This is a genomic window from Paraburkholderia sp. GAS32 (assembly GCF_050434225.1).
Taxonomy (GTDB): domain Bacteria; phylum Pseudomonadota; class Gammaproteobacteria; order Burkholderiales; family Burkholderiaceae; genus Paraburkholderia; species Paraburkholderia madseniana.
Map to the genome: position 1 here is coordinate 1 of NZ_JBNPVS010000018.1, position 26010 is coordinate 26010.

Annotated in this window: 30 protein-coding genes; 12 read left to right on the forward strand and 18 right to left on the reverse strand. The window is 58.9% G+C overall.

The window, feature by feature from the left end:
* Window positions 1–160 precede the first annotated feature (160 nt).
* Window positions 161–586 carry a VOC family protein gene (locus tag P3T25_RS21705; protein WP_429358924.1) on the forward strand — a complete coding sequence of 142 codons (426 nt, stop codon included), beginning with the start codon at window positions 161–163 and terminating at the stop codon, window positions 584–586.
* A gap of 239 nt (window positions 587–825) precedes the next feature.
* On the opposite strand, the gene P3T25_RS21710 is transcribed toward P3T25_RS21705, so the two are convergent.
* Window positions 826–1158 (reverse strand): hypothetical protein, encoded by a 333-nt coding sequence (locus P3T25_RS21710; protein WP_154560150.1) that lies wholly within the window; start codon window positions 1156–1158, stop codon window positions 826–828.
* A 344-nt stretch (window positions 1159–1502) separates the two neighbouring features.
* On the opposite strand from P3T25_RS21710, the gene P3T25_RS21715 reads away from it, so the two are divergent.
* Window positions 1503–1724 carry a hypothetical protein gene (locus P3T25_RS21715; protein WP_154560149.1) on the forward strand — a complete coding sequence of 74 codons (222 nt, stop codon included), beginning with the start codon at window positions 1503–1505 and terminating at the stop codon, window positions 1722–1724.
* A gap of 221 nt (window positions 1725–1945) precedes the next feature.
* Here P3T25_RS21715 and P3T25_RS21720 read toward each other — a convergent pair whose 3' ends face one another.
* The 9 genes from P3T25_RS21720 to P3T25_RS21760 form a co-directional block, all read right to left on the reverse strand.
* Window positions 1946–2233, reverse strand: a complete 288-nt coding sequence (locus P3T25_RS21720; protein WP_429358925.1) for a hypothetical protein — start codon at window positions 2231–2233, stop codon at window positions 1946–1948.
* 226 nt (window positions 2234–2459) lie between these two features.
* Window positions 2460–3014, reverse strand: a complete 555-nt coding sequence (locus P3T25_RS21725) for a fasciclin domain-containing protein (protein WP_154560148.1) — start codon at window positions 3012–3014, stop codon at window positions 2460–2462.
* Between the two features lie 234 nt (window positions 3015–3248).
* Window positions 3249–3719: a MaoC family dehydratase gene (locus tag P3T25_RS21730; RefSeq protein ID WP_154560147.1), complete on the reverse strand. Its 471-nt coding sequence runs from the start codon at window positions 3717–3719 to the stop codon at window positions 3249–3251.
* Window positions 3720–3837: 118 nt separating this feature from the next.
* A complete protein-coding gene (locus P3T25_RS21735; RefSeq protein ID WP_154560146.1) occupies window positions 3838–5025 on the reverse strand; it encodes a porin in 1188 nt (395 codons plus the stop codon).
* Window positions 5026–5186: 161 nt separating this feature from the next.
* A complete protein-coding gene (locus tag P3T25_RS21740) occupies window positions 5187–6407 on the reverse strand; it encodes a CaiB/BaiF CoA transferase family protein (protein ID WP_154560145.1) in 1221 nt (406 codons plus the stop codon).
* 179 nt (window positions 6408–6586) lie between these two features.
* A complete protein-coding gene (locus tag P3T25_RS21745; RefSeq protein WP_154560144.1) occupies window positions 6587–7939 on the reverse strand; it encodes an MFS transporter in 1353 nt (450 codons plus the stop codon).
* A 110-nt stretch (window positions 7940–8049) separates the two neighbouring features.
* Window positions 8050–9387 carry a fumarylacetoacetase gene (gene fahA / locus P3T25_RS21750; RefSeq protein ID WP_154560143.1) on the reverse strand — a complete coding sequence of 446 codons (1338 nt, stop codon included), beginning with the start codon at window positions 9385–9387 and terminating at the stop codon, window positions 8050–8052.
* Window positions 9377–10612 (reverse strand): CaiB/BaiF CoA transferase family protein, encoded by a 1236-nt coding sequence (locus tag P3T25_RS21755; protein WP_154560142.1) that lies wholly within the window; start codon window positions 10610–10612, stop codon window positions 9377–9379. Before P3T25_RS21755 ends, fahA begins: the two co-directional genes overlap by 11 nt.
* 2 nt (window positions 10613–10614) lie before the next feature.
* Complete coding sequence (locus P3T25_RS21760; RefSeq protein WP_154560141.1) at window positions 10615–11379, reverse strand: enoyl-CoA hydratase/isomerase family protein; 765 nt, start codon at window positions 11377–11379, stop codon at window positions 10615–10617.
* Between the two features lie 402 nt (window positions 11380–11781).
* Between P3T25_RS21760 and P3T25_RS21765 the strand changes: the two genes are divergently transcribed.
* From P3T25_RS21765 to P3T25_RS21785, 5 genes are all read left to right on the forward strand, one after another.
* Window positions 11782–12456, forward strand: coding sequence for a TetR/AcrR family transcriptional regulator (locus P3T25_RS21765; protein ID WP_429358971.1), 675 nt, complete (start codon window positions 11782–11784; stop codon window positions 12454–12456).
* Window positions 12457–12488: 32 nt separating this feature from the next.
* Window positions 12489–12830 carry a plasmid pRiA4b ORF-3 family protein gene (locus P3T25_RS21770; RefSeq protein WP_154560140.1) on the forward strand — a complete coding sequence of 114 codons (342 nt, stop codon included), beginning with the start codon at window positions 12489–12491 and terminating at the stop codon, window positions 12828–12830.
* Between the two features lie 112 nt (window positions 12831–12942).
* Window positions 12943–14340, forward strand: coding sequence for an MFS transporter (locus tag P3T25_RS21775; protein ID WP_429358926.1), 1398 nt, complete (start codon window positions 12943–12945; stop codon window positions 14338–14340).
* Between the two features lie 66 nt (window positions 14341–14406).
* Entirely contained in the window at window positions 14407–15390 is a 984-nt protein-coding gene (locus P3T25_RS21780) for a LysR family transcriptional regulator (RefSeq protein ID WP_429358927.1), read from the forward strand.
* A complete protein-coding gene (locus P3T25_RS21785; RefSeq protein ID WP_154560137.1) occupies window positions 15383–16795 on the forward strand; it encodes an aspartate ammonia-lyase in 1413 nt (470 codons plus the stop codon). Before P3T25_RS21780 ends, P3T25_RS21785 begins: the two co-directional genes overlap by 8 nt.
* A 128-nt stretch (window positions 16796–16923) precedes the next feature.
* Here the strand turns inward: P3T25_RS21785 and P3T25_RS21790 are convergent, their stop codons facing one another.
* Together P3T25_RS21790 and P3T25_RS21795 are read right to left on the reverse strand one after the other, a co-directional pair.
* The gene (locus P3T25_RS21790) at window positions 16924–17658 is read right to left on the reverse strand and encodes an SDR family NAD(P)-dependent oxidoreductase (RefSeq protein ID WP_308112632.1); all 735 of its coding nucleotides are present in this window, start codon (window positions 17656–17658) and stop codon (window positions 16924–16926) included.
* Window positions 17659–17721: 63 nt separating this feature from the next.
* Window positions 17722–18606, reverse strand: coding sequence for an SDR family oxidoreductase (locus tag P3T25_RS21795; RefSeq protein ID WP_429358928.1), 885 nt, complete (start codon window positions 18604–18606; stop codon window positions 17722–17724).
* A 236-nt stretch (window positions 18607–18842) separates the two neighbouring features.
* Here P3T25_RS21795 and P3T25_RS21800 point away from each other — a divergent pair, with 236 nt between their 5' ends.
* From P3T25_RS21800 to P3T25_RS21810, 3 genes are all read left to right on the forward strand, one after another.
* Window positions 18843–19202, forward strand: a complete 360-nt coding sequence (locus tag P3T25_RS21800) for a superinfection immunity protein (RefSeq protein ID WP_154560134.1) — start codon at window positions 18843–18845, stop codon at window positions 19200–19202.
* 143 nt (window positions 19203–19345) lie between these two features.
* Window positions 19346–19495, forward strand: a complete 150-nt coding sequence (locus P3T25_RS21805) for a DUF2934 domain-containing protein (RefSeq protein ID WP_154560133.1) — start codon at window positions 19346–19348, stop codon at window positions 19493–19495.
* A 144-nt stretch (window positions 19496–19639) separates the two neighbouring features.
* Window positions 19640–20617, forward strand: a complete 978-nt coding sequence (locus P3T25_RS21810) for a helix-turn-helix domain-containing protein (protein WP_168435669.1) — start codon at window positions 19640–19642, stop codon at window positions 20615–20617.
* Window positions 20618–20679: 62 nt separating this feature from the next.
* Here P3T25_RS21810 and P3T25_RS21815 read toward each other — a convergent pair whose 3' ends face one another.
* The 3 genes from P3T25_RS21815 to P3T25_RS21825 all read right to left on the reverse strand — a co-directional run bounded on the left by P3T25_RS21815 (window position 20680) and on the right by P3T25_RS21825 (window position 22196).
* Window positions 20680–21075: a VOC family protein gene (locus P3T25_RS21815; RefSeq protein ID WP_429358929.1), complete on the reverse strand. Its 396-nt coding sequence runs from the start codon at window positions 21073–21075 to the stop codon at window positions 20680–20682.
* A gap of 144 nt (window positions 21076–21219) precedes the next feature.
* On the reverse strand, window positions 21220–21576 hold the full coding sequence (locus P3T25_RS21820; protein ID WP_154560131.1) for a nuclear transport factor 2 family protein: 357 nt from the start codon (window positions 21574–21576) through the stop codon (window positions 21220–21222).
* 80 nt (window positions 21577–21656) lie between these two features.
* Window positions 21657–22196 (reverse strand): 2,4'-dihydroxyacetophenone dioxygenase family protein, encoded by a 540-nt coding sequence (locus P3T25_RS21825; RefSeq protein ID WP_233464828.1) that lies wholly within the window; start codon window positions 22194–22196, stop codon window positions 21657–21659.
* A gap of 225 nt (window positions 22197–22421) precedes the next feature.
* Here P3T25_RS21825 and P3T25_RS21830 point away from each other — a divergent pair, with 225 nt between their 5' ends.
* Window positions 22422–23744 carry a TIGR00366 family protein gene (locus tag P3T25_RS21830; RefSeq protein WP_171928811.1) on the forward strand — a complete coding sequence of 441 codons (1323 nt, stop codon included), beginning with the start codon at window positions 22422–22424 and terminating at the stop codon, window positions 23742–23744.
* Window positions 23745–23791: 47 nt separating this feature from the next.
* Here P3T25_RS21830 and P3T25_RS21835 read toward each other — a convergent pair whose 3' ends face one another.
* The 3 genes from P3T25_RS21835 to P3T25_RS21845 are packed head-to-tail and all read right to left on the reverse strand — an operon-like array spanning window position 23792 to window position 24668.
* Window positions 23792–24010 (reverse strand): hypothetical protein, encoded by a 219-nt coding sequence (locus P3T25_RS21835; RefSeq protein WP_429358930.1) that lies wholly within the window; start codon window positions 24008–24010, stop codon window positions 23792–23794.
* A complete protein-coding gene (locus P3T25_RS21840) occupies window positions 24010–24357 on the reverse strand; it encodes a hypothetical protein (RefSeq protein ID WP_429358931.1) in 348 nt (115 codons plus the stop codon). Before P3T25_RS21840 ends, P3T25_RS21835 begins: the two co-directional genes overlap by 1 nt.
* On the reverse strand, window positions 24354–24668 hold the full coding sequence (locus P3T25_RS21845) for a hypothetical protein (protein ID WP_154560128.1): 315 nt from the start codon (window positions 24666–24668) through the stop codon (window positions 24354–24356). The genes P3T25_RS21840 and P3T25_RS21845 overlap by 4 nt, the downstream gene beginning before the upstream one ends.
* A gap of 296 nt (window positions 24669–24964) precedes the next feature.
* Between P3T25_RS21845 and trpS the strand changes: the two genes are divergently transcribed.
* Window positions 24965–25987: a tryptophan--tRNA ligase gene (gene trpS, locus P3T25_RS21850; RefSeq protein WP_171928809.1), complete on the forward strand. Its 1023-nt coding sequence runs from the start codon at window positions 24965–24967 to the stop codon at window positions 25985–25987.
* Window positions 25988–26010: the final 23 nt, after the last annotated feature.

Sequence of the window (26010 nt, forward strand, 5' to 3'; positions counted from 1 at the left end):
CTTGACCCCGCCATACGCTCTAGCAAGGAGATGCGGAAGAAATTGATCGACGCTTTGTAAGCGGCCTTGACAACTTCCTGCTCATAGAAGGGGGCATAGGCCCGAGCGGGCAGAAACGCGTCTACCACCTGCCGCATCTGCAGCCAAAGGAGGAGTTCACATGCAAGAGTTTGAGCGTATCAAGGTCCTGTTCGTTGCCGGGTTTGGACCAATCGTCCGCGATAAAATCGCGGGCCGAAACTTGTACGGTGAGACGTTCAACATCTCATTCAAGGAGGAGCCGGGCGGTTATCTGCATACTGAGGCTCTGAAAGGAGTTCAGAGTTTTGCCTTGTGGCCGCTCGAGCAGGCGGCACAGTCCTGCTTTGGCAAAGATTCCTGGCCGGACAACACGCCCGTTCCCCAGGCATGGCTCGAATTTGATGTCGAGGACGTTGAAGGAGCAACCGCGGAACTGGAATCGCGAGGCTATCGAATTCTCATCAAGAACAAGAAGGAACCCTGGGGTCAGACGGTCACACGATTTCTTTCTCCGGAAGGACTGCTGGTTGGCCTAACAATTACTCCGTCGATGCGGCACTCGTGAATATCACGGGGACCCGTGGTTTCCAGATGTCCGTTTGACCCGAACCAGGGGTGACGATGGAAGTGCCGTGTTGCGGATACTAACCGCTGGATAATTCGGCTGATGGAGCCGCAAGCCTGGTGCATGTGGTCACCCAAACGAATGGGTGCGTTAATTTTCTGAGCCTGTGGCTCCACGACTTAAGATAATGCTATTGCTGCCGCGACCGGTTTCGATAGTGACGACGCGCGTGGGTCTGCTCATGCACCAGCACCGCCGGTTGGGTCCGGACGGAGTGGCGTCTGCAGGAGCGGCGACGGCCCCCACATCTCGACCTTGAAATTGGTCGCGAAGGTCCGTAGTTCTTGCTCCAGCGCGCGCCATGGCCCGTCTGCGAACGTCGCCCAGTCGATTGTGGACCTCCAGCAGGTGGTCGTTCGAATCTGCGGGGCGCCCAGCATATTCCGGTTCGCGCGAAGTTCGACCAGACCTGGCTGCTGCACAATCGTTTCCGCCGCCTTCCTGGCCCATTCGGCGTAAGACTCCAGATTCACGCCTAGCTGCAGGTCGTACGTATTCGTCACCTCTATCATGGACGTCTCCTCACCGATGGAGTTGGGTTCCGGCAGGTACATGTCCACTGCCAGTTCGCCGGTATGGCAATGCGCCGCGTCTCTGATACTGCCTTCGTTCGCCCCAGCGGGTCAAGCAGCGCTTCCATGACAAAACATCGAACTTGCTCTCGGAGACGGCCGGAAACGGGACGCTTGGCTTCTCGTCGATTGATACGGACACGCTCGCATCCGCCCACGGGGGCAAGCCGCGGACGGCTGTCGTTCTGCTCGCTCATCTCGTTCTCTTTCGTCGTCGTGGCCGCGCTAGCTCGGCAGGTACGCCTGAAAGCCGCAAATCGCGCGGCACCGATGCCGCAGCGAGGATGAAAACCAATGCATCGCGCTGCTTACTGCCAGCCACAGACATCGTAGTGCTTTTCCGTCACGAGCCTAAGCAATCAGCCTACGTGCCATGGCCCGAGCTGATTAAGGAGTGTGAGCACCTGATGAAACCTACCGAGCATCTGCCGGTCCGCTACGAGGTAAAGGCGTTTCCCGAAGAAGTGCTTTTTCAGGCATGGTGTACTCGCTTCGATAAGGTTTGAAAAGGAAAGCACGCTCCTTAAACGTCCGGGATACACGGCATAAGGACACCGAGGCTAAACCGCAGGCAAAGCAGGCGGCGCAGAGACAGAAGTCAGATGCGCCGCCGGCAAGACGAAAGATGCCGATATCACCAAAACCGAAGCACCACGGAGGTACCGAAGCTCCAATTCGCGAGCGACCTGACCTTGGAATGGCCGCATGCCGGCAATTCTGAAAGGTCTTACTGGACAGTCTTCGTTGACATGCTGCTGTCTTCGTGGCGCATAGTGGACATGCTCATGCCACTCGTGGTGTCCGCGCTCTTGCTCATGTCGCCAGGAACCCGGTTCCACGGGCTCGAGACGGGCTCGCCGTGGTACGTCATCCCAGCGGTTGCGGCACCGTGAGCACCGCCGCTGCCATTTCCACCGTTGCCATTCCCGCCAGCCTGCGCAAACGTCGCGGCGCACGCGCAGAGTGACGCGACAGCGACACGCGCGAACAGAGCCCTCATCGTCAACTTGTCCATGGTATTTCTCCTGTGATGTCGACCCGTGCGTTAGCAGCGCCGAAGTCTCATATACCGCTAAAGTCTGACTGATTGCGCAGCGGCGGAGCGCAAGCAGCTACTCCCATCTGAACAGGGCAGACATTTGCTGCGTCCAGATGCGAGACATGTGAGTCAGTCGTGACTCAGCGCCGAAAATGACAACGCTGCGCTGAATTCGCACTTCTTGTCGTGCGCATTTGCCCTTTTACTTCGGCATCAGTACCTTATCGACCACCATGATGACGCCGTTGCTCTGGGTGACGTCGTAGGTCGATATGTCGGCAGTGTGGCCACTGGCATCCATTACTACGATGTTGTGCGGGCCGTTTTCACTGAACGTCAGAAGCTCTCCATTGACTGTCTTCAGTTCCGCCTTGCCGCCACCGGCCTTGATAGCCTGGTCGAGCTTGCGGAAGTCATAACGTCCAGGAACAACGTGGTATGTCAGGATGCTGGTCAACGTCGCCTTGTTTTCAGGCTTCACGAGCGTGTCGACTGTGCCAGCCGGCAGCGCGGCAAACGCCTCGTTCGTTGGTGCAAAAACCGTAAACGGTCCTGGGCTCTTTAACGTATCGACGAGGCCCGCGGCTTTGACTGCAGCGACGAGCGTGGTGTGGTCAGCCGAGTTGACCGCGTTGTCCACGATGTCCTTGCTCGGATACATCGCCTGACCACCGACCATGACCGTGTCGCTGGCCGCAAAGGCGCCAGAGACGGCTGCTGACAGTGCGACAGCGACGAACATAGGCTTGCATTTCATGGTGCACTCCCCAGAGTTGCCACGCGTAATTGCACGGCTCTGACCGCATATACGGGGAATACTCGCGCCTGGATTCAAAAACGGTCTGCATCCCGACGATGTAGCCTGATGTGTCCCTGCCTTGGGCCCGTCTTCGGGGGAAATTGCATCGACAAAGCTGATCGATCACGGTGCACGACTTGAAGACGCGGATGCGTTGACGAGCAACGCACGGCGGTGCCGTGCTTCCGGACCTTAAGCGGGGCGACCGGCCAGCAACCGCTTCGCGGTGTATGAAAGAACGCGCTCATCACGCTGATTCAACACGTCGATGCGGCTCGTCACGACTGCACGATTGTTTTTGGATGTGGGTTTCACTTCCTCGACTTCCACTATCCCATAGATCGAATCGTTGACGAGAACCGGACCGTGAGCCTTTAACGTCAGATCCAGAAGTGCCAGACCGGTGCCTTGTATCATCGTCTGGAATAACAGTCCTTCGATCAGGCCGCTCGTCAGCGCAGCGGGGACCGCACGGCCACGCATGGCGCCGTGCTCGTAGTCCGCGTCGATGAAAATGGCCTCGAGCATGCCGGTCACCGAGATGAAATTGACAAGGTCGGTTTCGGTTACCGTGCGACGATACGTGCGAAAGCGCTGACCGGCCTGAATCTCCTGCCAGTAGAAACCACGCCCCAGCAGTTGGGCGTCTTGTAGGGAACTCATATTTACTCCGGATGGGTAAGTGACTGTCGATCCCGCCCGCAGTCGGTTCTGCGGGCGATTGTCGGTTGACGGGACGTCGCGTTCGAATAGCAATAACTTTGCTATCGGGGAAGCTGTACTAGAACCTGACGCGCAAGCCAGCGGTAACGGCGAGCTGGTATTTCGAATTGGAGCCCGTTGGACCGCCCACGCTGTCGATCGTTGCGGTCAGGGCATCGCCCAGGGCCTTCTGATAGACCGCGGCGACATACGTTGTCGTAGTTTTGCTAAGCAGGTATTGCGCCCCCAGGTTTATCTGCGCCCAACGAGGGTGGGTCCCATCAGTAATGTTAGCTATTTTCGAGGCACCACCTACCTTTCCGTCGCTGTAAATGAATGCGACGCCAGCAAGAAAGGCCGGGGTAATCTGGTACTTTGTGTTGGCCTCATAGTTCGAAAGAGAAAAGCTCGAATGGTCGACGTACCGCAATTTGGCCACTGTATATGCGAACCCCAGCGTCGCTGCGTCCAACTGGTATGCCACGCCTGCGCCGGTGACGTCCTGGGTCTTGACCGGACGTGCATAGAAGATATCGGTGACGCTCGTGTAATCGCCGACGATGGCGCCGCCAGTATTGCTTCCTCCCGTACCCCCGGCCGAAGGGCTTGAGAGGTGCAGGTGACCAGCTCCCAGCGTTACAGGTCCCGCTGCGTAGCTCGCGCCGACGCTCCATGCGCTATTGTTTGAGAAGCCGGTGCCAGCTGAACCGGCAGCCTGATTGCTGAAGGCGTATAACCCTCCGAAGGCCAGCCCACGATAGGTGGGACTGGTGTACTTGACGGAGTTGTTGATGCGGAAGGTGGTGTAGAGATTGTCGATGTCACCGACGTGCGCGCCATATTGAGTCGCCCATTGTCTGGAAGAAACAAAAGGTCCGACGAAGTCGACGACCGAGTCGTACTGTCTCCCGAAGGTCGCGGTCCCCAGATCCTTGTTGACCAGTCCAACATATGCCTGGCGGCCGAATAAACGTGAACCTTGCAATAGCGTGCCGCTGGCGACGCTGAAGCCGTTCTCGAGCACGAAGATGGCGGAATTGCCGCCACCCAGATCCTCGACCCCGCGAAAGCCCCATCGGGACGGGGCACCGACACCGGATGTTTCCTGTATTTTGCGGGCACCGATGGCTCCGGGCCGGCTGGCCACGTTGTTCACATAACCGATACCTGCATCAACCAGACCGTAGAGCGTCACGCTGCTTTGCGCGCAGGCCGATGCGCTAGCCAGTCCGCTGGTCGCAAGAAAAATCGCCTTCCTCAATTCCATGTATTTCCCCATCGAAGCGTTATAGGTAAATATTGATTCAGCAATGTGCCGTTGGTCTCCTGGCGACCTGAGCGGCGGAACGGCTCACTTCAAAAACCCGCGGTGCTGGCATTTCACTGCCTGACACCGCGCACAAATCGAGGCAGCACCCGGACGGCCCTTCAGATCACCAAGTTTTCGCGTAATGCCGCGATTCGTTCATCGTCATAGCCCAGGACGACGCGCAGAACGTCAGTTGTATGTTCGCCAAGCTGAGGCGGGTGGATGAGCGCCTGAGGCGGCGTTGCGCTCATGTTGATCGGGTTGCGCACCACCTTCACGGTGCCGCCGGATGGGTGGGGCAGGTCGAGTTGCAGTCCGCGCGCCACCACCTGCTCGTTCTCGAATACCTCGCCGAGATCGTTGATTGGGCCGCAGGGCACGCTGGCAGCTTCGAGTGCAGCGATCCATTCATGCTTTCCGCGTACGCGGACCATCTCCGCGAGAATCGGCACCAGGGTCTCGCGATTGCGCACGCGCGCCGGATTGGTGGCGAAGCGCTCGTCGTCGGCCAGTTCCAGCCGGCCGCCGGCTTCGACAAATTTCCGGAACTGCCCGTCGTTGCCGACCGCGACGATGATCCAGCCATCGCTGGTCTGGAAGGTCTGGTAGGGCACGATGTTCGGATGCGCGTTGCCCCAGCGCACCGGCGGCTGGCCGCTGGCGAGGAAGTTCGAGCTAACGTTCGCGAGCATGGCGACCTGCACGTCGAGCAGCGCCATGTCGATGTACTGGCCTTCGCCGGTACGGTCGCGATGGGTGAGGGCAGTCAGCACGGCGACGCTTGAGTACATACCCGTCATCAGGTCTGTGATCGCCACCCCTGCCTTTTGAGGGCCGCCGCCAGGCAAGCCGTCACGCTCCCCGGTGATGCTCATGAAGCCGCCTATTCCCTGGATGATGAAGTCGTAGCCCGCACGCTGCGCATAGGGTCCAGTCTGGCCAAATCCGGTCACCGAGCAATAGATGATGTCCGGCTTGATTTCTTTCAGCGAGGCGTAGTCGAGGCCATATTTCTTCAACTGGCCGACCTTGTAGTTCTCCAGCACCACGTCGCTGTGGGCGACCAGCTCGCGGACAATGCGCTGCCCTTCGGGCGTCGCGATATCCACGGTCACCGAGCGCTTGTTGCGGTTCGCGGCGAGATAGTAGGCTGCCTCGCGCGTATCTGCGCCGTCCGGCGTCTTCAGGTACGGAGGGCCCCAGTGACGCGTGTCGTCGCCGACTTCGGGTCGTTCGATCTTGATGACGTCGGCGCCGAAATCGGCGAGCGTCTGTGCGCACCACGGACCGGCCAGCACGCGGGTGAGATCCAGCACACGGATATGATTGAGAGCGCCCATAATTGGTAAAAATATAGTCGTTTAGTAATGCTATTAATTTGGTATGAAGCGTTGCGCAGCGAGTGTCAAGTGCCCGGGCACGGAAGCCGATTTCTGGACTTAAAGGGTTACGCCGGGTTGGCTAAAATCCGGCGCAACGATCGGTTCGCTACGGGGTAGTACGGTCGCGGGCGGCAGCATCATCCCTCACTGGAAAGGAGAGGCTGATTCTTACGGGAAGCAATAGGCAAGATCACAACGAGCATGACCGCGGCCAATGCTTGCATGCACGCAGCGGTGACAAAGCCACTTGTATAGGTGCCGGTAGCTTCCCGTACGTACCCGGTAAGCCACGGCGTCAGAAAACCTGCGAGGTTCGCAACCGAACTGATGAAGGCCACTCCGACCGTGGCCCCACTAGCCTTCAGGTACCGCATCGGAATCTGCCAGAAAAGAGAGATGCCGGCACCTGTGCCTGCGAGCGCGAGGGCGAGCGTCACAAAGGTGGCGGTGCGACTGCTGTGCCACACGAGTACCAGCAGAAGCAGGCTCGCGACGCTCACCACAGAGGCAATCGAGCAGTGGTAGCGGAGGTCACCATGACGGCTCGCGTATGTGCAGAATGCAATGTTGCCGACAGCGCCAAGAATACAGATGGCCGCGATAGCGTTGCCGATCGCTGTGTAGCCACCAAATCCCGCATCCCGCAGAATGGTCGGAATGAAGAAGCTCAGCGCCGTATTGGCACTGAGGATGCAAAAATAGACGGCAACCAGTACCCAGACAACCGGATTGGCAAGCAGCGGTCGCTGGTGGTTCACTTCCGCAGAGGCGCGTTTGCGGTCGCGAGCGAGGTCGGCCCCGATGAGCAGCCGTTCTTCAGGGGACAGCCAGGACGCTGTCTCCGGCCCATCGGAGAGGACAAATAGTACGAGGCAGCCCAGCAGCAGGGTGGGGGCTGCCTGCACCAGAAACATCCAGCGCCAGCCCGCGAGGGACAACACGCCGCTCATATGTTGCAGCACGAAGCCGCCGGACAGGCCTACGGCGACAGTCGAACAAATAGCGGCCGAATGGAAAATGCTGAAGTTTCGGGTTCTCCGTTTCGTTGGAAACCATAGATTCAGATAGAGAATTACGCCCGGATAGAAGCCAGCCTCGAACGCGCCCAGCAGGAACCGCAGAAAGTAGAAGAGCGGCGCGCTACGGACGAACATCATTGCAATGCTGGTGAGTCCCCAACCGATGGCAATCACGGAGATCGTTCGTCTTGCACCGAGCCTTTGCTGAACTGTCGTGCTGGGTATGCCGAACACCACATAACCGAGGAAGAACAGTCCCGCACCGAAGCCGTACACCGTTTCACTGAAGTGCAGATCGGAAAGCATCTGCAATTTCGCGAACGCGACATTGGCACGATCGACCCACGCGAGCAGCCATAGCAGGAAGAGAAGTGGAATGATTCTCCATTCCGAAGCCGAATAGGCGCGTCGTAGCGTGATTTCGGATGCGTCGCTCAAGGCGTTCGTATCGGCGTCATAGAGCGAGTTCATGAAGTGTCTCCTTGGTGATATGCCCGGATCTGTTTGGCCGGTGTCATGACAGTTTCAGTGCGGGAGCGGGCGTTGTTGCCCGCGTTTCCGCGATGGTGCAGCAACGGCTTCTACACCACCGTTCGCGCGGGCAGTACTGCTCCGCGGTTCTCTCCGAACCCGATGCGCGCAAATCCGGGCCGCTCACACCAACCCTTCATGACGACCGCATCGCCGTCCTCCAGGAAGCCGCGCGTTTCGCCATTGCCCAGAGCGACGGGTGTCTTTCCTGCGGCAGTGAGTTCGATCAAGGCGCCAGCCTCAGCGGCCGTTGGTCCCGAGATCGTGCCGCTACCGAGCAGGTCACCGCTCTGCAGATTGCAGCCACCAATGGTGTGATGCGCGACCATTTGCGCGATCGTCCAGTACTGGTGACGGAAGCTCGTGTGCGACAGCCGTGCGGCAGGTGCCTGACTTGCACGCTGCCGCTCGGACTCCAGCCATACCTCGAGTTGGATGTCGATACTCCCTTCGCTGCGGTTGGCGGGCGCATCGAGATACGTCAGCGGTTGAGGCTCGTCTGCGGGCCGCTCCCACGCATGACGAAACGGCGCCAGCGCTTCCATGGTGACGATCCACGGAGAGATTGTGGTAGCGAAATTCTTCGCGAGAAACGGCCCCAAAGGTGTCGATTCCCACATCTGTATGTCGCGAGCGGACCAGTCGTTCAGCAGGCAAAGGCCGAACACATGTTGTTCGGCACTCGTGACGGGAATCGGCTCACCCTGCTGGTTGCCAACGCCGATGAAGATTCCCAGTTCGAGCTCATAGTCCAACCGCGCACACGCGGATACCTCAGGCACGCTGTGCCCCGCAGCAAGTCGTTGTCCAAGCGGTCGCCGGACTTCCTCGCCGGATATTCCAATGCTCGAGACACGTCCGTGATAGGCGATAGGCATCCACTGAAAGTTTGGCGACAGTACCGGGTCAGGGCGCAGCAGCTTGACGATGTTGCGGGCATGGTCGATCGACGTATAGAAATCGGTGTAGTCGCCGATGCGGGCTGGCAAGCTGTATTCGACCAGCGCCTGCGGAACGAGACACCGGCGCAGCACGTCGGTATCAGGCGTCGCCGACACGTTTCCCGCTGGCGCTTCGAAAAGCGCGAAGGCGGCGTGCCTCAAGGCTCGCCATGCGCCCGGGCCCATGGCGAAGAACTCGTTGAGCGAAGGTTGCGTGCAGGCGATGGCCGCCTGCATGGCGAGGCCGCTGAGGCAGCGTTCGCGAAGGAGGGCGGCCAGGTCGATGACCTGGTCTCCCAGCGCGATACCTGCGCGAAACGCCTCCGACTCTCCCTTGCGGCGAAAGATCGCGTAGGGGAGATTCTGCAGCGGAAAGTCGCAGTGAGGCTCATTGGCCGATGCAAGCCAGCTCTTGACAGCCGCATCGTGCGTACGGTCAAGGTTCATCGAATTCACCCCGCAGGCTCCGGCGGCTAAGCAGCACACGGCGTTGACGCAGTTCCTCGATCAAAGCGGGATCGACGTCGCGCTCGGCGAGTAACTCGACGTTGTGTTCGCCCTGGAAAGCAGGGACGCCAGGCGGCGGCAAGGTTGCGCTACTGAAGCGCCATGGCACGCCCGGCATGCGCATCGTGCCGCCCGAGCGATCGTCCACCTGGACAATCGCGCCCCAGTCTTGCGCCCACTCAGATTCCGCGAGGTCATTCGTGCTGCGGACCACACCGACAGCGAGGCCTTGTTCGCTCACCTGCGCCTGAAGTTCCTCCAGGTCGGTGAAGGTGAGAATCCAGGCGCGGACTTCGCTCAGCAGGGCATCGAGGTTCAGGCGGCGCAGTGGCGCGGTCGCAAAGCGCGGGTCGAGCAGCAGATCCGTTCGACGCATCATGGAGCAGTAGCGGACGAACATCGGCGAGTAGATGGGACTCGCGGCGATGGTCAACTGACGTCCGTCCGGTAGCTTGAAGATATGGGATTCAGGCGCGCTCAGCGCCGGTGGCTCGCCCTGTGTGTCAATCCCGGACAGTTGCGCGCCAGCGCGCTCGTTGACCGCGAGCATGGTCGCGGCCATCGCGACATCGACGTGCTGTCCTTCCCCGGTGCGGTTGCGATGCTGGATTGCGGCGAGCACCGCAATTGCGGCATGCAGGCCGGTGTAGACATCCGCATGGCTGCAGGCATCGTTCTTGAGTTCAGAAAGCGATTCGCCGTAGTGCTGTTGCAGAATGTCGGTCAAGCCGGTTTCCGCTTGCACCGTCGGGGCAAACGCGGGTCGGTTGCGCCACGGCCCGGTCTGTCCATAGCCGCTGATGGAAACGTAGACGACTCCCGGATTAAACTCGCGAACCTGCTCATAGCCAAGACCGAAGCGGTTGAGCGTGCCGGGGCGAAAATTCTCAACGATGACGTCGGCGTCGCGGCACATGTCGATCACGATTTCGCGTGCTTCGGGCCAGTTCAGGTCGATGCTGAGATTGCGCTTACCCGCATTCTGCTGCGCATAGTAGACCGACATCCCGTCAATGTGAGGCACGCCTCCGCGGCCCGAGTCGCCACCGGGCGGTTCGATCTTGGTCACGTCGGCGCCGAGATCGCGCAGTGTTTTGGTACACAGCGGGCCCGCGAGCACGCGTGTGAAGTCGATGACTTTCAGCCCGTCGAGTGGTGCGTTCATGATCAGTTCCCCTCGAATACTGCGGAGCCCGGACCGGTCTTCGCGAAGGACTGCAGACCGCGCTTCTGGTCGGCGCTTGCCCACATCATGTTGTTCACCTCGGTCTGCTGTGCATCGGCACCTTCGATGCCACGGCGCGCCGAAAGATTCGCCAATTTCTTGATACCGCCCAGGGCGACCGTGGGGCCGGCTGCAAGCTGGCGGGCCCATGACATCGACACATTCGGCAATTCGGCCTCGGCGACGACGAGGTTGATGGCACCCCAGCGTTCGAGTGCTGCCGGATCGTGACGCCGGCCGAACATTGCCATTTCTTTGGCGCGTGCCACGCCCACACGCTGCACGACTCTCTGAACGCCGCCGAGCAGCGGCAACAGACCGAGAGACGCTTCAGCCATACCGAAGAAAGCCGTGTCGGCCGCCAGGATCATGTCGCAGGTCAATGCCAGTTCGAAGCCACCGCCGAGCGCACCGCCATGCACGGCCGCTACCACAGGGATGCGGATATTCTCGAGGGCATCGAGCAGCGCCTCGAGGTTAGTCTGATCGCGGCGTCGCCCGCCCGCTGCGAATGCTGTCACGTCCGCGCCCGCGCAGAAGTGGCGCATGCCGCTACGCAGGAGAATCGATCGGCACCCTTCCTCGACGGCTCTGCTGTATGCGGCGAGCAGTTCCTGAATAAAGATATCGTCGAGCAGGTTGTGGGGCGGTTTTGCCATGGTGACGACGCCGACGGCGCCGTCTTTTTCAAAGAGAACGATGCTCATGTCTTATCCTGCGTGTTGGTCCGATGGGTTGCCGGACGAATTGTTACGAAGACTGTAAAAAATATAGGAATGCGAAATACAAGGTATATGCCTACCTTGAGAGCGTGTCAGGCCAGGCCGGTTTGCCGTTTTCAACGATCTGGCTGTGCGTTCCGCGCCTACGCCGCGCAAAAACTGTCCATGCCTTGTGCCGTGCGAATCAATGACTTGATCCTAACACTGATAAGTTGGTTTAAAATTAGGGTATTCCCGATGCTGGGGGAGAGGAGAGTGCGATTAGCATGTGCGCCGGGATATCGGCAAGCGGCGTGCGAGGCGTGTTGCGAAGCAGATTTGTACTTTTAATAGTCTGACCACTTTCATGGTGCCATCGTGAATTCAAAAGCATCGACTGACGTGTCCGTGCCATATCACCACGGAAATCTGCGTAATGCACTGATTGCAGAGGGGCGTCGCGCTTTGGAGGAGATAGGCGTGCACGAACTCAGTCTGCGTTACCTGGCACGTAAAGCAGGTGTGTCGGAGGCGGCGCCTTCTCACCATTTCGCCGGCAAGGAAGGCCTGCTGGCTGCCATTGCAGCAGATGGCTTTCGCGATATTGCGGCGCTGCGCGCCACAATAGCGGCATCCGACGAGACGGCGCTTTCGAAGGCATATCGGATGATGAGGGTCTATGTCGAGTTTGCCCAGCGCTATAACGGGTTATTCGAATTGATGGTCGGTCCTCGGATCGTCGCGCGCGATTCTTACCCGGAGCTCAGCACGGAGATCACGAAGTCGTTCCGGCTTTTCGCTTCGTCTGTTGAGCAATTTGCGTTGGAAAAGCAATGGGAAGAGCAATCGCTGACGCTCGTCACCCATGCTGCCTGGAGCGTGGAGCACGGACTCGCGACGCTGATCCTCTCAGATCGCATGCCTCGATCCGATAAACCGCTTTCAATCGATCAGGTGGTGGAGTTTTCAATCAGCATGTTCCTCAGTGCGGTTGCGGCAGGCGCATCGAGTCTCGAAGAGGTCATTCGGCAACTCCCCGACTCGGAGACCGCGCCAAAGTGGGGGCTGAAGTCTGACCTGTGAATATGGCTCGGGGGAGCAGCTATAGTGGGTCGATGTTCGGTGATTCTTCCCAAACCACTTCCGTGCTCCAGTTGCGAATCAGTCTACGGGGCGTCAGCCCGCCGGTCTGGCGGCGCCTGCTGGTTCCCGAGCAGATTACGATCGCGCAACTGCATCATGTGATGCAGCTCGCCATGGGCTGGAACGACGCACATCTGCACCAGTTCGTCATTCGCTGCTGGCGTTACGGCGGGCATCCCGACGGCGCGCTGCAGTTCTTTGACGGTCCAGACACCCTGTCACTGGCTATGCGCACACAACAAAGTGTGCTCGCAGATCTCGCCATAAGCCTCGAGCTATCTGCAGCTCGCAGATTCAGTTCCAATGCGGCATAGTATTAGAGTTAGTGATACTGACTTGTGACATGCTGTTTTCCTGAAGTCGTCACCATACACTGGTTTCCAAGGTGCAGTCTGATTGAGCACCAGAACGAGACAGGAGACGATTGTGAACAAACAGGTGTTGCTGGAGGATTTACCGCTCCGCCCCTTTCACATAGGGGTGGCTTTCAGCGGAACAGGCGGGCAGTTCAGCGATGGTTTTGTGCTGGGGATTATCGGCATTGCCGTCAGCATGGCTGCCGGTCCGTTACATCTCAATGCCGTCTGGATGGGGTTGCTTGGAGCGGCGTCGCTGGCGGGGCTCTTCTTCGGCAGCATGCTGGCAGGCCCGATTGCGGACAAGTACGGCCGCCGGACGATTTTTGCGTTCGACATGCTGCTCTTCGCGGTCGTCTCGGCCGCTCAATATTTCGTGACGTCACCCGCACAGTTGCTGGTGTTGCGCCTCGTGCTCGGGTTCATCCTCGGCGCCGACTATGTGGTCAGCAAATCCCTTGTGACGGAGTACTCGCCGCGCCGCTATCGCGGACGTCTGCTTAGCGTGCTCGCTGCGGCGTGGGCAGCGGGGTATGTCGGTGCCTATCTTGCCGGCTTCGCCATGCGGGACATCGGCCCTGACGCATGGCGGCTCATGCTTGCCGCGAGCGGAATTCCGGCCCTGCTGATTCTTCCGTTCCGCCTCATCGTGCCTGAGTCGCCGATGTGGCTCATGAAACGTGGACGTGGCGACGAAGCGCTTGCGATCATCCGTCGCAAGTTCGGCCCTGACGTCATGCTTTCTAAGCCGGCTGGTGCGTCTCAACAGCATCGCGGTGCCTGGTCGGAGCTGTTCTCGCCGCGTTGGCGCAAGAACACCATCGTTGGCTGCGTCTTCTACACGTGCCAGGTCATTCCGTATTTCGCGTTGGGCACGTTTTCGCCGAAGGTTCTCGAGGCGCTGCAAGTAAAAGACAAGTTCGTGGGCGGCCTCGTCTACAACATCCTGCTCTTTGCCGGCGCCGTGATTGGCCTGTTGCTCATCGATAAGCTCTCCCGTCGCACGTTCCTCATCGGGACCTTCTACTTTGCGGCGCTTGCTTTGGCTGTGCTCGCCTATGCCAGCTTTGGACCCATCGGCACGATGCTGGCGTTCGGCCTCTTCGCATGCATTCTCTCGGCTGCGGCGAACCTCGAATTTGTCTATCCGCCCGAACTCTTCCCGACGCACCTTCGAGCATCTGGCGTTGGCCTCGCGGTCGCCGCGAGCCGCTTCGGTTCAGCCATCAGCACGTTTCTGCTGCCGCTCGCCGTTCAGCACGTCGGCATTCACGCTTCATTGGGTGTCTGTGTCGCGGTGCTGCTTTTCGGCGGAGTCTTCTGTCACATGCTGGCGCCCGAAACAGGTGGGGAAAGCCTCGCGGACGTAAAGTCCGACTCCGCAACCGATGACCAACCGATAGCTGAAGAGCGACATGACGCATCCATCGCTGCCTCAGCGTTGGGTAGCAGCAAGCCACGCATCTGATGCCCTTTGGAAGGCAGCGGCCCGGACGCGTGAACATAAGCCAGTACGCTTTTATCAGGACACGCCATGTCGCCGAACAAACCAATCGATATGCATGCGGTACAGGTCTTTGTCGCCGTGGCGGAAGCGGGAAGTATGTCTTCGGCGGCAACCAGGTTGGGCATATCTCAATCAGGCGTGTCGCAAATCATTCGGCAACTCGAAGAAGAACTGGGCGTCGTGCTGGTGAACCGCACGACCCGGCCGCTGGCGCTAACACCCTTTGGCATCGCACTTCGGAACCGGGGCACCGTGTTAAGCGAAGAGATTGCCAATCTGAAGGCACAGGTAGTCGAAGCCGGACGAGGCATCAAACCGGACTTGCGTATCGGACTGGTCGATTCGTTTGCGTCGACTTGCGGCTCGGTTTTCACCAAGAACCTGCTGGGGAAAGTGTCGCAGTTGTCGATACGTACCGGTTTGAGTCCCCAGCAGGGTGAAGCGCTTCTGCGCCGCGACCTGGACCTGATCGTCACGAGCGACCCGCTGGCTGACGCCAATGACGTGGTCCGGTACCGACTCTTCTCGGAGCGCTACCTTGTTATCACGCCGAGGGAGCTAAGAAAGCCTGTGCGAACCATCGAGGATGTACGCGCGCTTGGCAGCAGCTTACCCATCGTCCGGTTCAATCGCACATCACAGGTTGGATTGCAGATCGAGCGGTATTTGCGGCGGATTGAAGTACGGCTTCCAAACCGGCTTGAACTGGACAATGCCGATGCTTTGACCTCGATGGTTGCGGAAGGAATTGGATGGGCCATCACCTCGCCGATGTGTCTTCTTCAGGGTGTCACGCATGCGGGCAACGTTGCGACCCATGTGGTTGAAAAGTTGGGTCTCGAGCGCTCTCTTTATCTGGTAGCGCGCCGGGACGAATACAACGCTTTTTTTGATGATGCGTGCGAGACAGCGCGCGAAGTAATTGAAACATCATTCATGCCGAGGCTGAAAGCTCTCGGCGGAGAAATAGAGAAACTTATTACCGTTGGCGAAAGGAATTCTTATGAATAAGCTTACTCAAGGTGAACAGCGAGTTGAACGTGACTATGTCGGCGAGGTCACCATTCCCGCTAACAGGCTGTACGGCGTGAACACGGTTCGTGGCGTTGAGAACCTCACGGTTTCATCCCTGAATATCGCTCACTTCCCGCAGTTTCGCGACGCTTTCGCCCGGGTCAAGTGGGCGGCAGCTTTGGCCAACCGCGACAACGAAGTACTCACCAAAGAGCAATGTGAGGCTATCGTCAAAGCTTGCCAGGAAGTCATCGAGGGGCACTTCGACTCTTCGCTCGTGGTCGACCTGATGGAAGGGTCGGGCGGGACGTCCACCAACATGAACTTCAACGAGGTCATCGCCAATCGCGCCCAGCAGCTATTGGGTCACGCTGCCGGAAACTACGAATTGATTCATCCAAATGACCACGTCAACCAGTCCCAATCCACCAACGACGCCTATCCAGCGGCGTTGAAAATTGCGACATACGCTATGCTCGAACCGTTAATCAAAGAGGTCACGCAGCTTGCAGCTCTCTTTGATAGCAAAGCCGCCGAGTTCGCCGACGTGCTGCATCTGGGCCGCACCTGCCTGCAGGACGCCCAGCCGATGCGTCTGGGCCAACTATTCGGAGGCTATGCGTCTCTGACAGCCCGTTTGGCAGAGGAACTCGTGGCAGTCCGCGACAAGCTCCGAACACTGCCTCTGGGGGGCACCGCGATTGGCACCGGCTTCGGTGCTCCCGCGGGTTATCGTGCCGCCGTGTACACGCACCTTGGCAGCATCACAGGCGTGGAATACCAGGCACCGGGAAATTCGTTCGATGCAATGCAGAACATGGATGTGTTCTCGCGCGTTTCGGCTGAGCTTCGTACCTGTGCTGTATCCCTCGCAAAAATCGCATCTGACCTGACAGTCCTGTCCTCGGGCCCTGTCGGCGGCCTCGGAGAGTTGAAGCTGCCGGAAGCGCAGGCCGGGTCGTCCATCATGCCGGGCAAGGTCAACCCTGTCCTGCCGATGGCAATCATTCAGCTAAGTTTTGCGGTTGTTGGAAATGACGTTGCAGTTGCGCAGGCCGTGCAGTACGGCGAACTGGAAATCAACCATTTTGAGCCCGTGGTCGCGTCGCGCGTTTTCGACAGCATTGCGCTGCTCACAAACGGCATTCAGCGTTTCTCGCAGAAGTGCGTCAAGGGCATCAAGGCGGATGTTGCGCGTAACGAGCAGCATTTGATGGAATCCATGGCAGTTGCCACGGCACTGGTTCCGAAGATTGGCTACGCCCGAGTCAGCAAACTTGCGCGCCAATCCGTGGCTGAAGGTCGCTCTTTGATTTCGATTCTGGACGAGTCCGGAGTGCTTTCCACGCAAGACACCATCACGGCAATCCGCAACGCGTCGTATCCGGTGTTTGACGCATAAGCGTTCGCTGCGAGCGAGGAGCGAGCAGACCTGGAGCCATTCCGGGTCTGCTCGCCCTTGACTCTATATGAACGGCAGCATGCCAGCAAATGACGAGCTACTGAACTGCGGTCGAAAGACAAGACGCGCTAAAACTTCTCTATCCAGGGTCGCAGTTCAACCTCCCATGTCCACGCACTACGATGCTGGCGATGGATATGGAGGTATTCCTTGGCGATGGCGTCAGGGTCCAACCATTTGTCCTCATGGCTGGCATCGTCCGCTTGAGGACGGCTGCTCGCAATGCCGCCGTCGATGACGAAATGCGCGACATGAATATTTTTCGGAGCGAGTTCTCGCGCCATACATTGGGCCATCCCTCGCAACGCGAATTTGCCCATCGCAAATGGCGTCGAACCAGGCAGCCCTTTCACACTTGCCGTAGCGCCGGTCAGGAGGATGGTGCCGCTGCCGCGCGCCAGCATTCGAACGGCTGCGGCCTGGGCGACTAGAAAGCCACCGACGGCGGTCACTTTAAGCGCGTCCTCAAGTTTCTCTGGGTCGATGTCTTCGACTGCCGCGCGGTAGCGGCCACTCGCGTTGTACACAACGAGGTCGGGCGCGCCGAATGCGTCTTCTACGCGGTCAAAAAGTGCGGTGACATCGTCCGGTTGACTGGCGTCGCAACGTAAGGGCAGAGCGCCCGTCTCGCCGACGAGGTCCGTCAGCTTGCTGGTATCGCGGGCAGCGAGCGCAACCTGCATGCCCTCTGCTGCGAACAGTCGCGCGAGCGAAGCACTCAATCCCTTTCCTGCGCCCACAATCAAAGCGGTCTCAGTTCGACTCACGGTTCCTCCGGATTCAACAGGGACTGGAACTGCCACGTATGAGCGAAGTTAGCAATTCCAGCGTGTGTGACTGCATCCGTATCCACACACCCTAACTTTTTAGCGGGGTGGGGTGCGGGATGCACGCTTCGTCATATTGTCTGCCGGCAACATGCCCGGCAAGGCCTCCACAAAGAAATCCGCTTGCAATGCGGCCCCAGCCTGCACGTCGTACTGTGCAAAGTCGCGCACACCGGCGGCCAGCAGAACTTCGTCGTCGAGGAAGAAGTTTCCTGTGCACTCTTTGGCCGGGCGCGTCACGATGTAGTGGGCCGCGTCAGCGACTATCTCAGGCGTGCGACATGCTGCAATCATGTCCTTGCCGCCAATTTCATTTTGCACAGCAGCGGTCGCGATCGCTGTTCGAGGCCATAGCGAATTGACGGCGACACCCCGGTCTTTGAACTCGCCGGCAAGCGCCAGGGTGAACAGGCTCATTGTGTATTTGGCAATGGTGTATGCCGGAAAATCGCTAAACCATTTTGCGTCCTGGACCAACGGAGGTGACAGCGTGAGGATGTGCGGGTTCGGCGCATTGAGGAGGTGCGGCAGGCACGCTTGCGCGCATACGAACGTACCTCTGCCATTGACCCCATGCATCAGGTCGTACCGTTTGACGGGTGTGTCCAGCGTGCCTGTCAGTCGAATGGCGCTGGCATTGTTCACGAGGATATCGATGCCGCCGAACAAAGCAACGGCCTCGGCGACTGCCGCCTTCACGCGTTCTTCGTCGCGAATATCCACCACCAGCGGGAGCGCCTTGCCGCCGGCAGCTTCAACAGCCGCAGCCGCCGTGTGAATCGTGCCTTCGAGACGCGGGTCTGGCTCCGCGGTCTTGGCGCAAATCACGACATTGGCGCCGTCGCGTGCGGCTCTGAGTGCAATCGCGAGTCCGATGCCGCGACTGCCACCGGACATGAATAGTGTCTTGCCAGCAAGGCTCATGGTCGTCTCCTGATGATTTACAGCAGCATACGCTTCTGCCGTCATCGGCGCGCAGGGGAGCGCTGCAGCCTACGCGTCGCCGCAAACCTCCTCCAGCATAGGGATCCCCGCCAATCCGCGATGGGCTTTAGCGAGCGCCATTGTCTGGCATTTTGCAATTGTGATTTCACGCTATCGGTCTAGAAAAAAGATAGGCCAGATCTAAACTCCTATCGAAACTGTAGCGAGGTGAAGAAATGTTGAAGCTTATCGAAGGTGCGGTGTTGCTAGGTGCGCTGATGCTGTATTTGGTGCCCGCAATGATTGCAGACGCCAGAGACCGCGAAGACGCCTTTGCGGTGACCATGGTGAACATCCTGCTTGGATGGACCGTTATCGGTTGGTTCGCGGCGCTGATATGGGCGCGGCATCCGGTCAGCGATCGTCGTTTGAAGCAGTTCGCAAAACGGGCACAACGGGCGGTTGCACGAGTCACGATAGATGCCATAGTTGCTCGCGCTGAAGGCCGTGCTGGGTCAATTCCCTTGTTCAACCCGCGTTTGGTGCCGGTAGTGGCGCGCATCGCAGCAAGCAGCCGTTACCAACACAGAAGTTAGTCGGTGACGTGGGCCGAGCGTGAATGGACCGTGCTGACATTCGAGAGGTGGGCGCCGTATTGCGCCCGGCTTTCAGACTTGCTTGTTGATTGACCGGGGCGTCGACGCTCTAGTCAATCGAAGAAATTTTTCTGGAGATTGAAATGGATATGCCTGTTACCGAGGAGCAAGTTCGTACGCTTGCGTTCTATCTGTGGGAGAAAGAGGGAAGTCCCGAGGGACGTTCCCAGGAATATTGGGCAAAGGCACGGCAACAGCTAGGCGCAGATCGCGTGCTGGCAGAATCGGATTGAGATGTTAGTTCGGTGTGACCAGAGCACCTAAGCGGAGGTCCACGTGCTCGGAACGTTGACGCTGTTCCACGTATTCAACCGGAAGGGAGGATAATTGGACGCGTCATCGAGCGCATCGTGAGACCGAGCGAAAGGAGCGACGACGTGCGAAATCAATCTACCGAATGGTCGAGCAACGACGTCCCGGCTGGTGACCGCACAGACGCCTGGCAGTCGGTGCTCAGTCACAGCTACAGGGAGTGGCAAGTCCCTCATCGTCTGCCTGCTACGTTCTACGCCCACGTCAAACATCATGATTTCGCGGGAGCCGGGATTGTCGAGACGGTATGCGACCCTTGCAAGGGTCAACGCACGCGAGGGCAAGTTCGCCACGATGATGAACTGTATGTCGGAGTGCAACTCACCACGGGTGGGCGCGAACGATTCAGGATTGGCGATTCAGGCGTGGAGGTCGCGTCCGGCGATGTAGTCGTCTGGACGACTGACCAGTCCATCGAGTTCGAAGTTCTCGAGCGCCTGCATAAGGTGACGCTGATGATTCCATGGTCGGTTATGCGGGAGCGGCTACCGGAACGCAAGCAGCCGCCGACAGGAGGCAAAATCGAAAGCCGCACAGGCGTCGGTTCATTGCTGGCTGTGCACCTGCTGGCCCTTTCAAATGAAATCGCAACACTCGACGAAAGCGTTCAGGGTTCCGTCAGCAGGTCTACGCTCGAACTGCTGGGTATCGCGCTATCCGGCCAGCAACCGTCAGCAACGTTCGACGCCAGCGCGGCGATGCTCAGACGTGTGCAGGACTTCATCCTGCAACATCTGCACGAAGACGACCTGAACCCGACCCGGATTGCCGAGGCAAATCACATTTCGCTGCGTTACCTGCACATGCTGTTTCAGCGTAGCGACATGACCGTTTCCGGGTGGGTTCTGGACAGGCGACTGCACGCCTGCAAGCAGGCGCTGACGGACCCGGCCTACAACCGGCAACGCATCTCGGAGATAGCGTTCCGCTGGGGTTTCAATTCAACCAGCCATTTCTGCCGTGCGTTCAAGGAGAAGTACGGCGCCTCGCCGGGTGATGTTCGCAGGACTGTGGGCGTTGGTTCGTTGGACGAGTTGACATGACAAACGCGGACCGGAGCTAGCCTTTTCGCTCAATCCGCGTGCCTGTTGTTGCCTGCATGCACTTACACGTAATGCCCCGAACGCTCCAGAACTTCGATTTTGTAGCCATCGGGGTCCTGAATGAAAAAGAACCGGGCGAGCATCTCTTCGCCGCGCTTGAATTCCTTCACGGGCGTGGGATGGATACCGAGCTGCGTCATGCGCTCATGCTCATTTTCAAGCTCTGGAACGGCTACAGCGATGTGCCCATAGCCGTCACCATGCGTGTATGCCGGCTCGCGGCCTTTGTTCCACGTCAGCTCAATCTCGAAGTCATTCTCTTCGTTGCGAAGATAGACCAGCGAGAAGTCGGGGAACTCAAGGCGGTGACTTGTCGACAACCCGAGCGCGTCCTGATAGAACTGCAGCGAACGCTCAAGGTCGTGGACCCGCACCATGGCGTGAATGATTTTGGCCAATTTTTACTCCTTTGTTGCGTAATGCGCGACGCAGTTGCCGAGCTGCGCCGCGAGCGTTCAGTTAAACCGGGAAGCGACAGAGCGTCTCACCGCCGTCGATGCGGATGTGGTCACGGACGAGGTCACCGATAAGTCACGCATGAGTCAGGCCGAAAAAGACGTGAACGTCTGAACCGCAATTTTCCCGTCTCTAACGTAAAGGGTGTCTGTTGCGAGTGTGACCCACGGCTTTGCCTCCCAGGCGAGGTACGCTACGTTGCCGATTGTGCTCATGCTTGTAATCTTGAACGCCGGCCAGAACGCTGGGTCTGCACCGTCAAGAAATGCCTTGAAGAAGCTCGCGATCTCGTCGCGACCACGGAAGGTCCTGTCCGGCGTAACGATGGCGGAGCTGTCGTCGTAATCCTTGAGAATCTCCTCAACGCCTTGAGCGAACGCACCGAGATGATGGTCCAGAACCTGCCTGGTTGCTGTTTCTGCCTGTTCAGAGAGATTTGACATGTCGAGTATCCACGAGAGGAGCAACGGGATGTATCGGTAACGATGGTCGTTGCCGATACATGACGTAGACAGCAGTCCCTTCAGCCCGCGTATGCACGTTGGGCTTCGTCCCAGGTCACCACGACGATCGGCGTGCCATCTTCCTTGATGAAGGATAGTGGTCCCAGGAACGTCATGTAGAACTCGCTGTCGACCGGGAACGCGGTTTTGTCGTGACGAGCATTGGCAGACTCGTAACCGTACGCCGGTGCGACGACCGTGTCGCCGCCGTGCTCGCTACCACCGCGGACGTCCATGCGGCCCTTCGTCAGCAAATATTCGCCCGGCCCGACGTGAAAATGCGCGTTGAAGGACGAGCCTGCGGGGCAATCAAAAATTGCGGTCCATGCACCCATTTCGGGGGAGGCGTGAAGCATCTTCCAGCGGATTCCTCCTTGCGAGAGCGCATCCGGGAAGGGCTTCCACGGAATCTCATCGATTTGAACCGCTTCTTCGCGAACCTTTGGTTTGATGTCCATCGTCGTCTCCAGATTTCGCCAAACCGAATTCGAGTTCGGCGTGGTTTGTGGGTGAATCAACGATATCGCAGGAGAGCGCCGGAGGATTGCACGGTAGTGCAAGACGAGTTGCCTGCCAGCGCACCGGAGGACTCAGAACGCGTCTTATCGGTTTAATTACAACGCGCTTCACGTCCGCCTTCTCGACGACTGCAACAGCAATGTCGTCCTCGACGCAGGATTTTTCGTTGTGTGCAAAAATCGGCGCGCGCGGCCTACGTCCATACGGTTTACGGCCCGTAACAAGGACAGTTGGCCGCATCGATAAAGGTGACGAGGAGTAGACAATTGATTCAGCGTATCTCCGCTTTTTTCACTCAGGTGGTGCATCGGGTGTTGCCCGATCCCCTGATTTTTGCCATTTTGCTTACCGGCGTTACCTTCGCGCTCGCGCTTGGTTTGACGCCGAAAGCGCCTGCCGACCTCGTGATGCTATGGGGCTCCGGATTCTGGAACCTGCTCGCATTTTCGATGCAGATGGCGATGATTCTTGTAACGGGACATGCGCTGGCCAGCTCGGGACCCGTCAAGCGAGTGCTTGTCGCGCTAGCGAGCTCTGCCCGGACGCCCGGGCAAGGGGTGATGTTGGTGGCGTTTGTGGGCGCCGTTGCCTGCGCCATCAACTGGGGATTCGGTCTCGTTCTGGGTGCGATGCTTGCACGAGAGGTCGCCCGACGCGTCAAGGGAACCGACTATCGGCTGCTCGTGGCGAGTGCCTACATGGGTTTCCTGACCTGGCATGGTGGCTTGTCTGGCTCTGTGCCGCTCGTTGCCGCCACCAAGGGCAATCCGATGGAGAAGACCGTCGGTCTGATTCCGGTTTCGCACACCATCTTTACGGGCTACAACGCGTTTATCACCATCGGCCTCATTATTCTTTTGCCAATACTGGCAAGACTCATGATGCCGAAACCCGAAGACGTGGTCACGGTAGACCCGGCGCTATTGCTGGACCCGCCGAGTGTAGAACGCAAGCTTGCTCCCGACGCGACGTTCGCTGAGCGAATGGAAGAAAGCCGTGTACTGGCCATCCTCGTGGCAGCACTCTGCGCCGTCTTCCTCGTCATCCGGTTCATCAACAAAGGCTTCGCACTGGATATCGACACCGTCAACCTGGTGTTCCTCGCAGCGGGCATCGTTCTTCACAAGACCCCTATGGCGTATGCACGCGCGGTAGCGGCGGCAGCGAAGGGCGCGTCCGGCATCATGATTCAGTTTCCGTTTTATGCCGGTATCCAGGCGCTGATGGACCACTCGGGCCTGGCGGGCGTCATCACGAAGTGGTTTGTCGATATCGCCAACGTTCACACGTTCCCGCTGCTCGCGTTCCTCAGCTCGGCACTGATCAACTTTGCCGTGCCATCCGGTGGTGGTCATTGGGTCGTGCAGGGCCCATTTGTTATGCCGGCCGCGCAAGCGCTCGGCGCAGACCTTGGCAAATCTGCGATGGCGATTGCTTACGGTGAGGCGTGGACAAATATGGCGCAACCGTTCTGGGCTCTTCCGGCGCTTGCCATTGCAGGGTTAGGCGTTCGTGACATCATGGGCTACTGCGTCACCGCGCTTCTGTTCTCGGGCGTTATTTTTGTGGCCGGCATGTACCTGTTCTGACAAAAGGCGGCCCGTCTCGATGTGAGGGGGACCGCCACACCGTACGTCTACCCGTGGCTATCGACCCACGCTCGTGCCCAGTCAAGTCCGGCATGCTGGGCTTGCTCTTCGGTATCGAAATAGCCAAGGACGCCGGATGCTTCAACGAGCTTGTTGTTTCGAGTGATCGTGCCGCTCGCCGCGTACCGTTCCGGCTGGAGCACGCCTTCCTGCTGCAGGATGGCGTGCCCCCACACGCTATAGCCGTTGTAGCTCTCCAATTCCATCAGCGAGTGACCTCAGCCGACATGCCGCGAGAATCAACCCGAAGCACATTTCCTTCGGGCGTGAACTGGCGCGGAATCTCCGACATATCGGGTTCGTCTGTCGGCGCGGTTTTCTGTATGTGGCTTTGCTTCGCCAGGAGCCTGGGTGCGGATGTCGGCGTGCGCCGCGCATGCACATCCACCGCGTGAGCAACGACGGGTCGATGAACCGCGAGCTTGCGTGCAGCACCGACCCTATGGGGAGCGGTTGCACGGGCCTCCGGTGGATTCCAGACTTCAGTGTAGCTAGCCGCGTACACGGCCGGCGTGAGCGTCGCCATCAGTACGGCCAATGCAATACTTTTCACGCTTTCTCCTTGTCTGCTTTCCGTTGCAGCCACTCTTTGCAACCAAGCCCCTGTCCGACGCAGCCGCCATCGCAGCCGGGACAATAATGCCGGTCTCGTATGTCAGCGCTGACGTGCCAGACATTGTCGTTCGCTGGACTTGCTGTGCCTACAGCGGTGCCGTTTTCGCAGGCATAGAAGGCTGGCTCCCCAGATTTTCCGCGGCTGACTGCATCGTCAATCGCCTTGTCGCCAAAGGCTGAGCGCAATTCTGCGATGAAGGCGGCCATCTCGGGCATTGGATGGACGGGCCTGCGAACGCGTACATCCATGGGTCACCCTCGATTAAAAGTGCCAGTTCGTTGCTGTGAAATTGCGCCTGCGGTACTGTATAAATATACAGGTTTTTCGTGCGCCGTGTCCACCGGTACCGTTCCGGGACGCATGCTGCGCTATACTCATCCGATGGAAACGAACCCGATCTTGCTGAACCTGTATCGTTGGTGGCACGCCTGACCCAGGCGGCCCGTTTTCACACGTACATCTACAACGTGATGCCGCCAGTCCTGGCGGCATTTTTGTTTTTGCGCGCGCATGACTGGTGGTGTCCCCAAACACTGAGCTCACCATGTCACAGGCGAAACAACCCGTTATCCTCACCGGCGACCGCACAACCGGTCCCTTGCACCTCGGTCACTACATCGGCTCGCTGCGCACCCGCGTGCAGCTTCAAAACGAAGCGCAGCAGTTTTTGCTTCTCGCCGATGCGCAGGCGATGACGGACAACGTCGGCCGCCACCAGAAGGTGACCGACAACGTCATCGAAGTCGCGCTGGACTATCTGGCTGTCGGCATCGACCCTGCCAAATCAACTATCGTCATCCAATCGCAGGTGCCCGAACTCGCGGAACTGACGCAGTATCTGCTCAATCTCGTGACCGTTGCGCGCCTCGAACGCAACCCGACCATCAAGGCGGAAATCGTGCTCCGCGGGTTCGAGCGGGATATCCCCGCCGGCTTCCTGACGTATCCGGTCAGCCAGGCCGCCGACATCACTGCGTTCAAGGCGACGCGCGTGCCGGTCGGTGACGACCAGTTGCCGATGATTGAACAAACCAACGAACTGGTGCGCCGTTTCAACAGCACGGTCGACAAGCCGGTGCTGGTCGAATGCGAAGCGGTGCTTTCGCACGTCGCGCGGCTGCCGGGCATCGATGGAAAAACCAAGATGAGCAAGTCACTGGGTAACGCCATTACGCTGGGTGCGAGCCCGGACGAAATCACCAAGGCCGTGAACAACATGTACACCGACCCTAACCATCTGCGCGTCAACGACCCGGGCCAGGTTGAAGGCAACGTTGTGTTCGCGTTTCTGGATGCGTTCGAACCGGACGTGCCGATGGTCGACGAACTCAAAGCACATTACCGCCGTGGTGGGCTGGGCGACAGCGTGGTCAAGCGCGCACTCAACGATCGGCTGCAGGTGATGCTCGCACCCATTCGGGAACGACGCCGCGAGTTGGCGACCGACCGCGCCGAGGTGCTGAACGTTCTGCGTCGCGGAACCATGCGCGCTCGGGAAGTGGCGGGTGCGACGGTATCAGAGGTGAAGGGTGCGCTTGGTTTGAATTACTTTCAGAACTCACAGTAGAAGATCAGCAAGCCGCGCAGCTG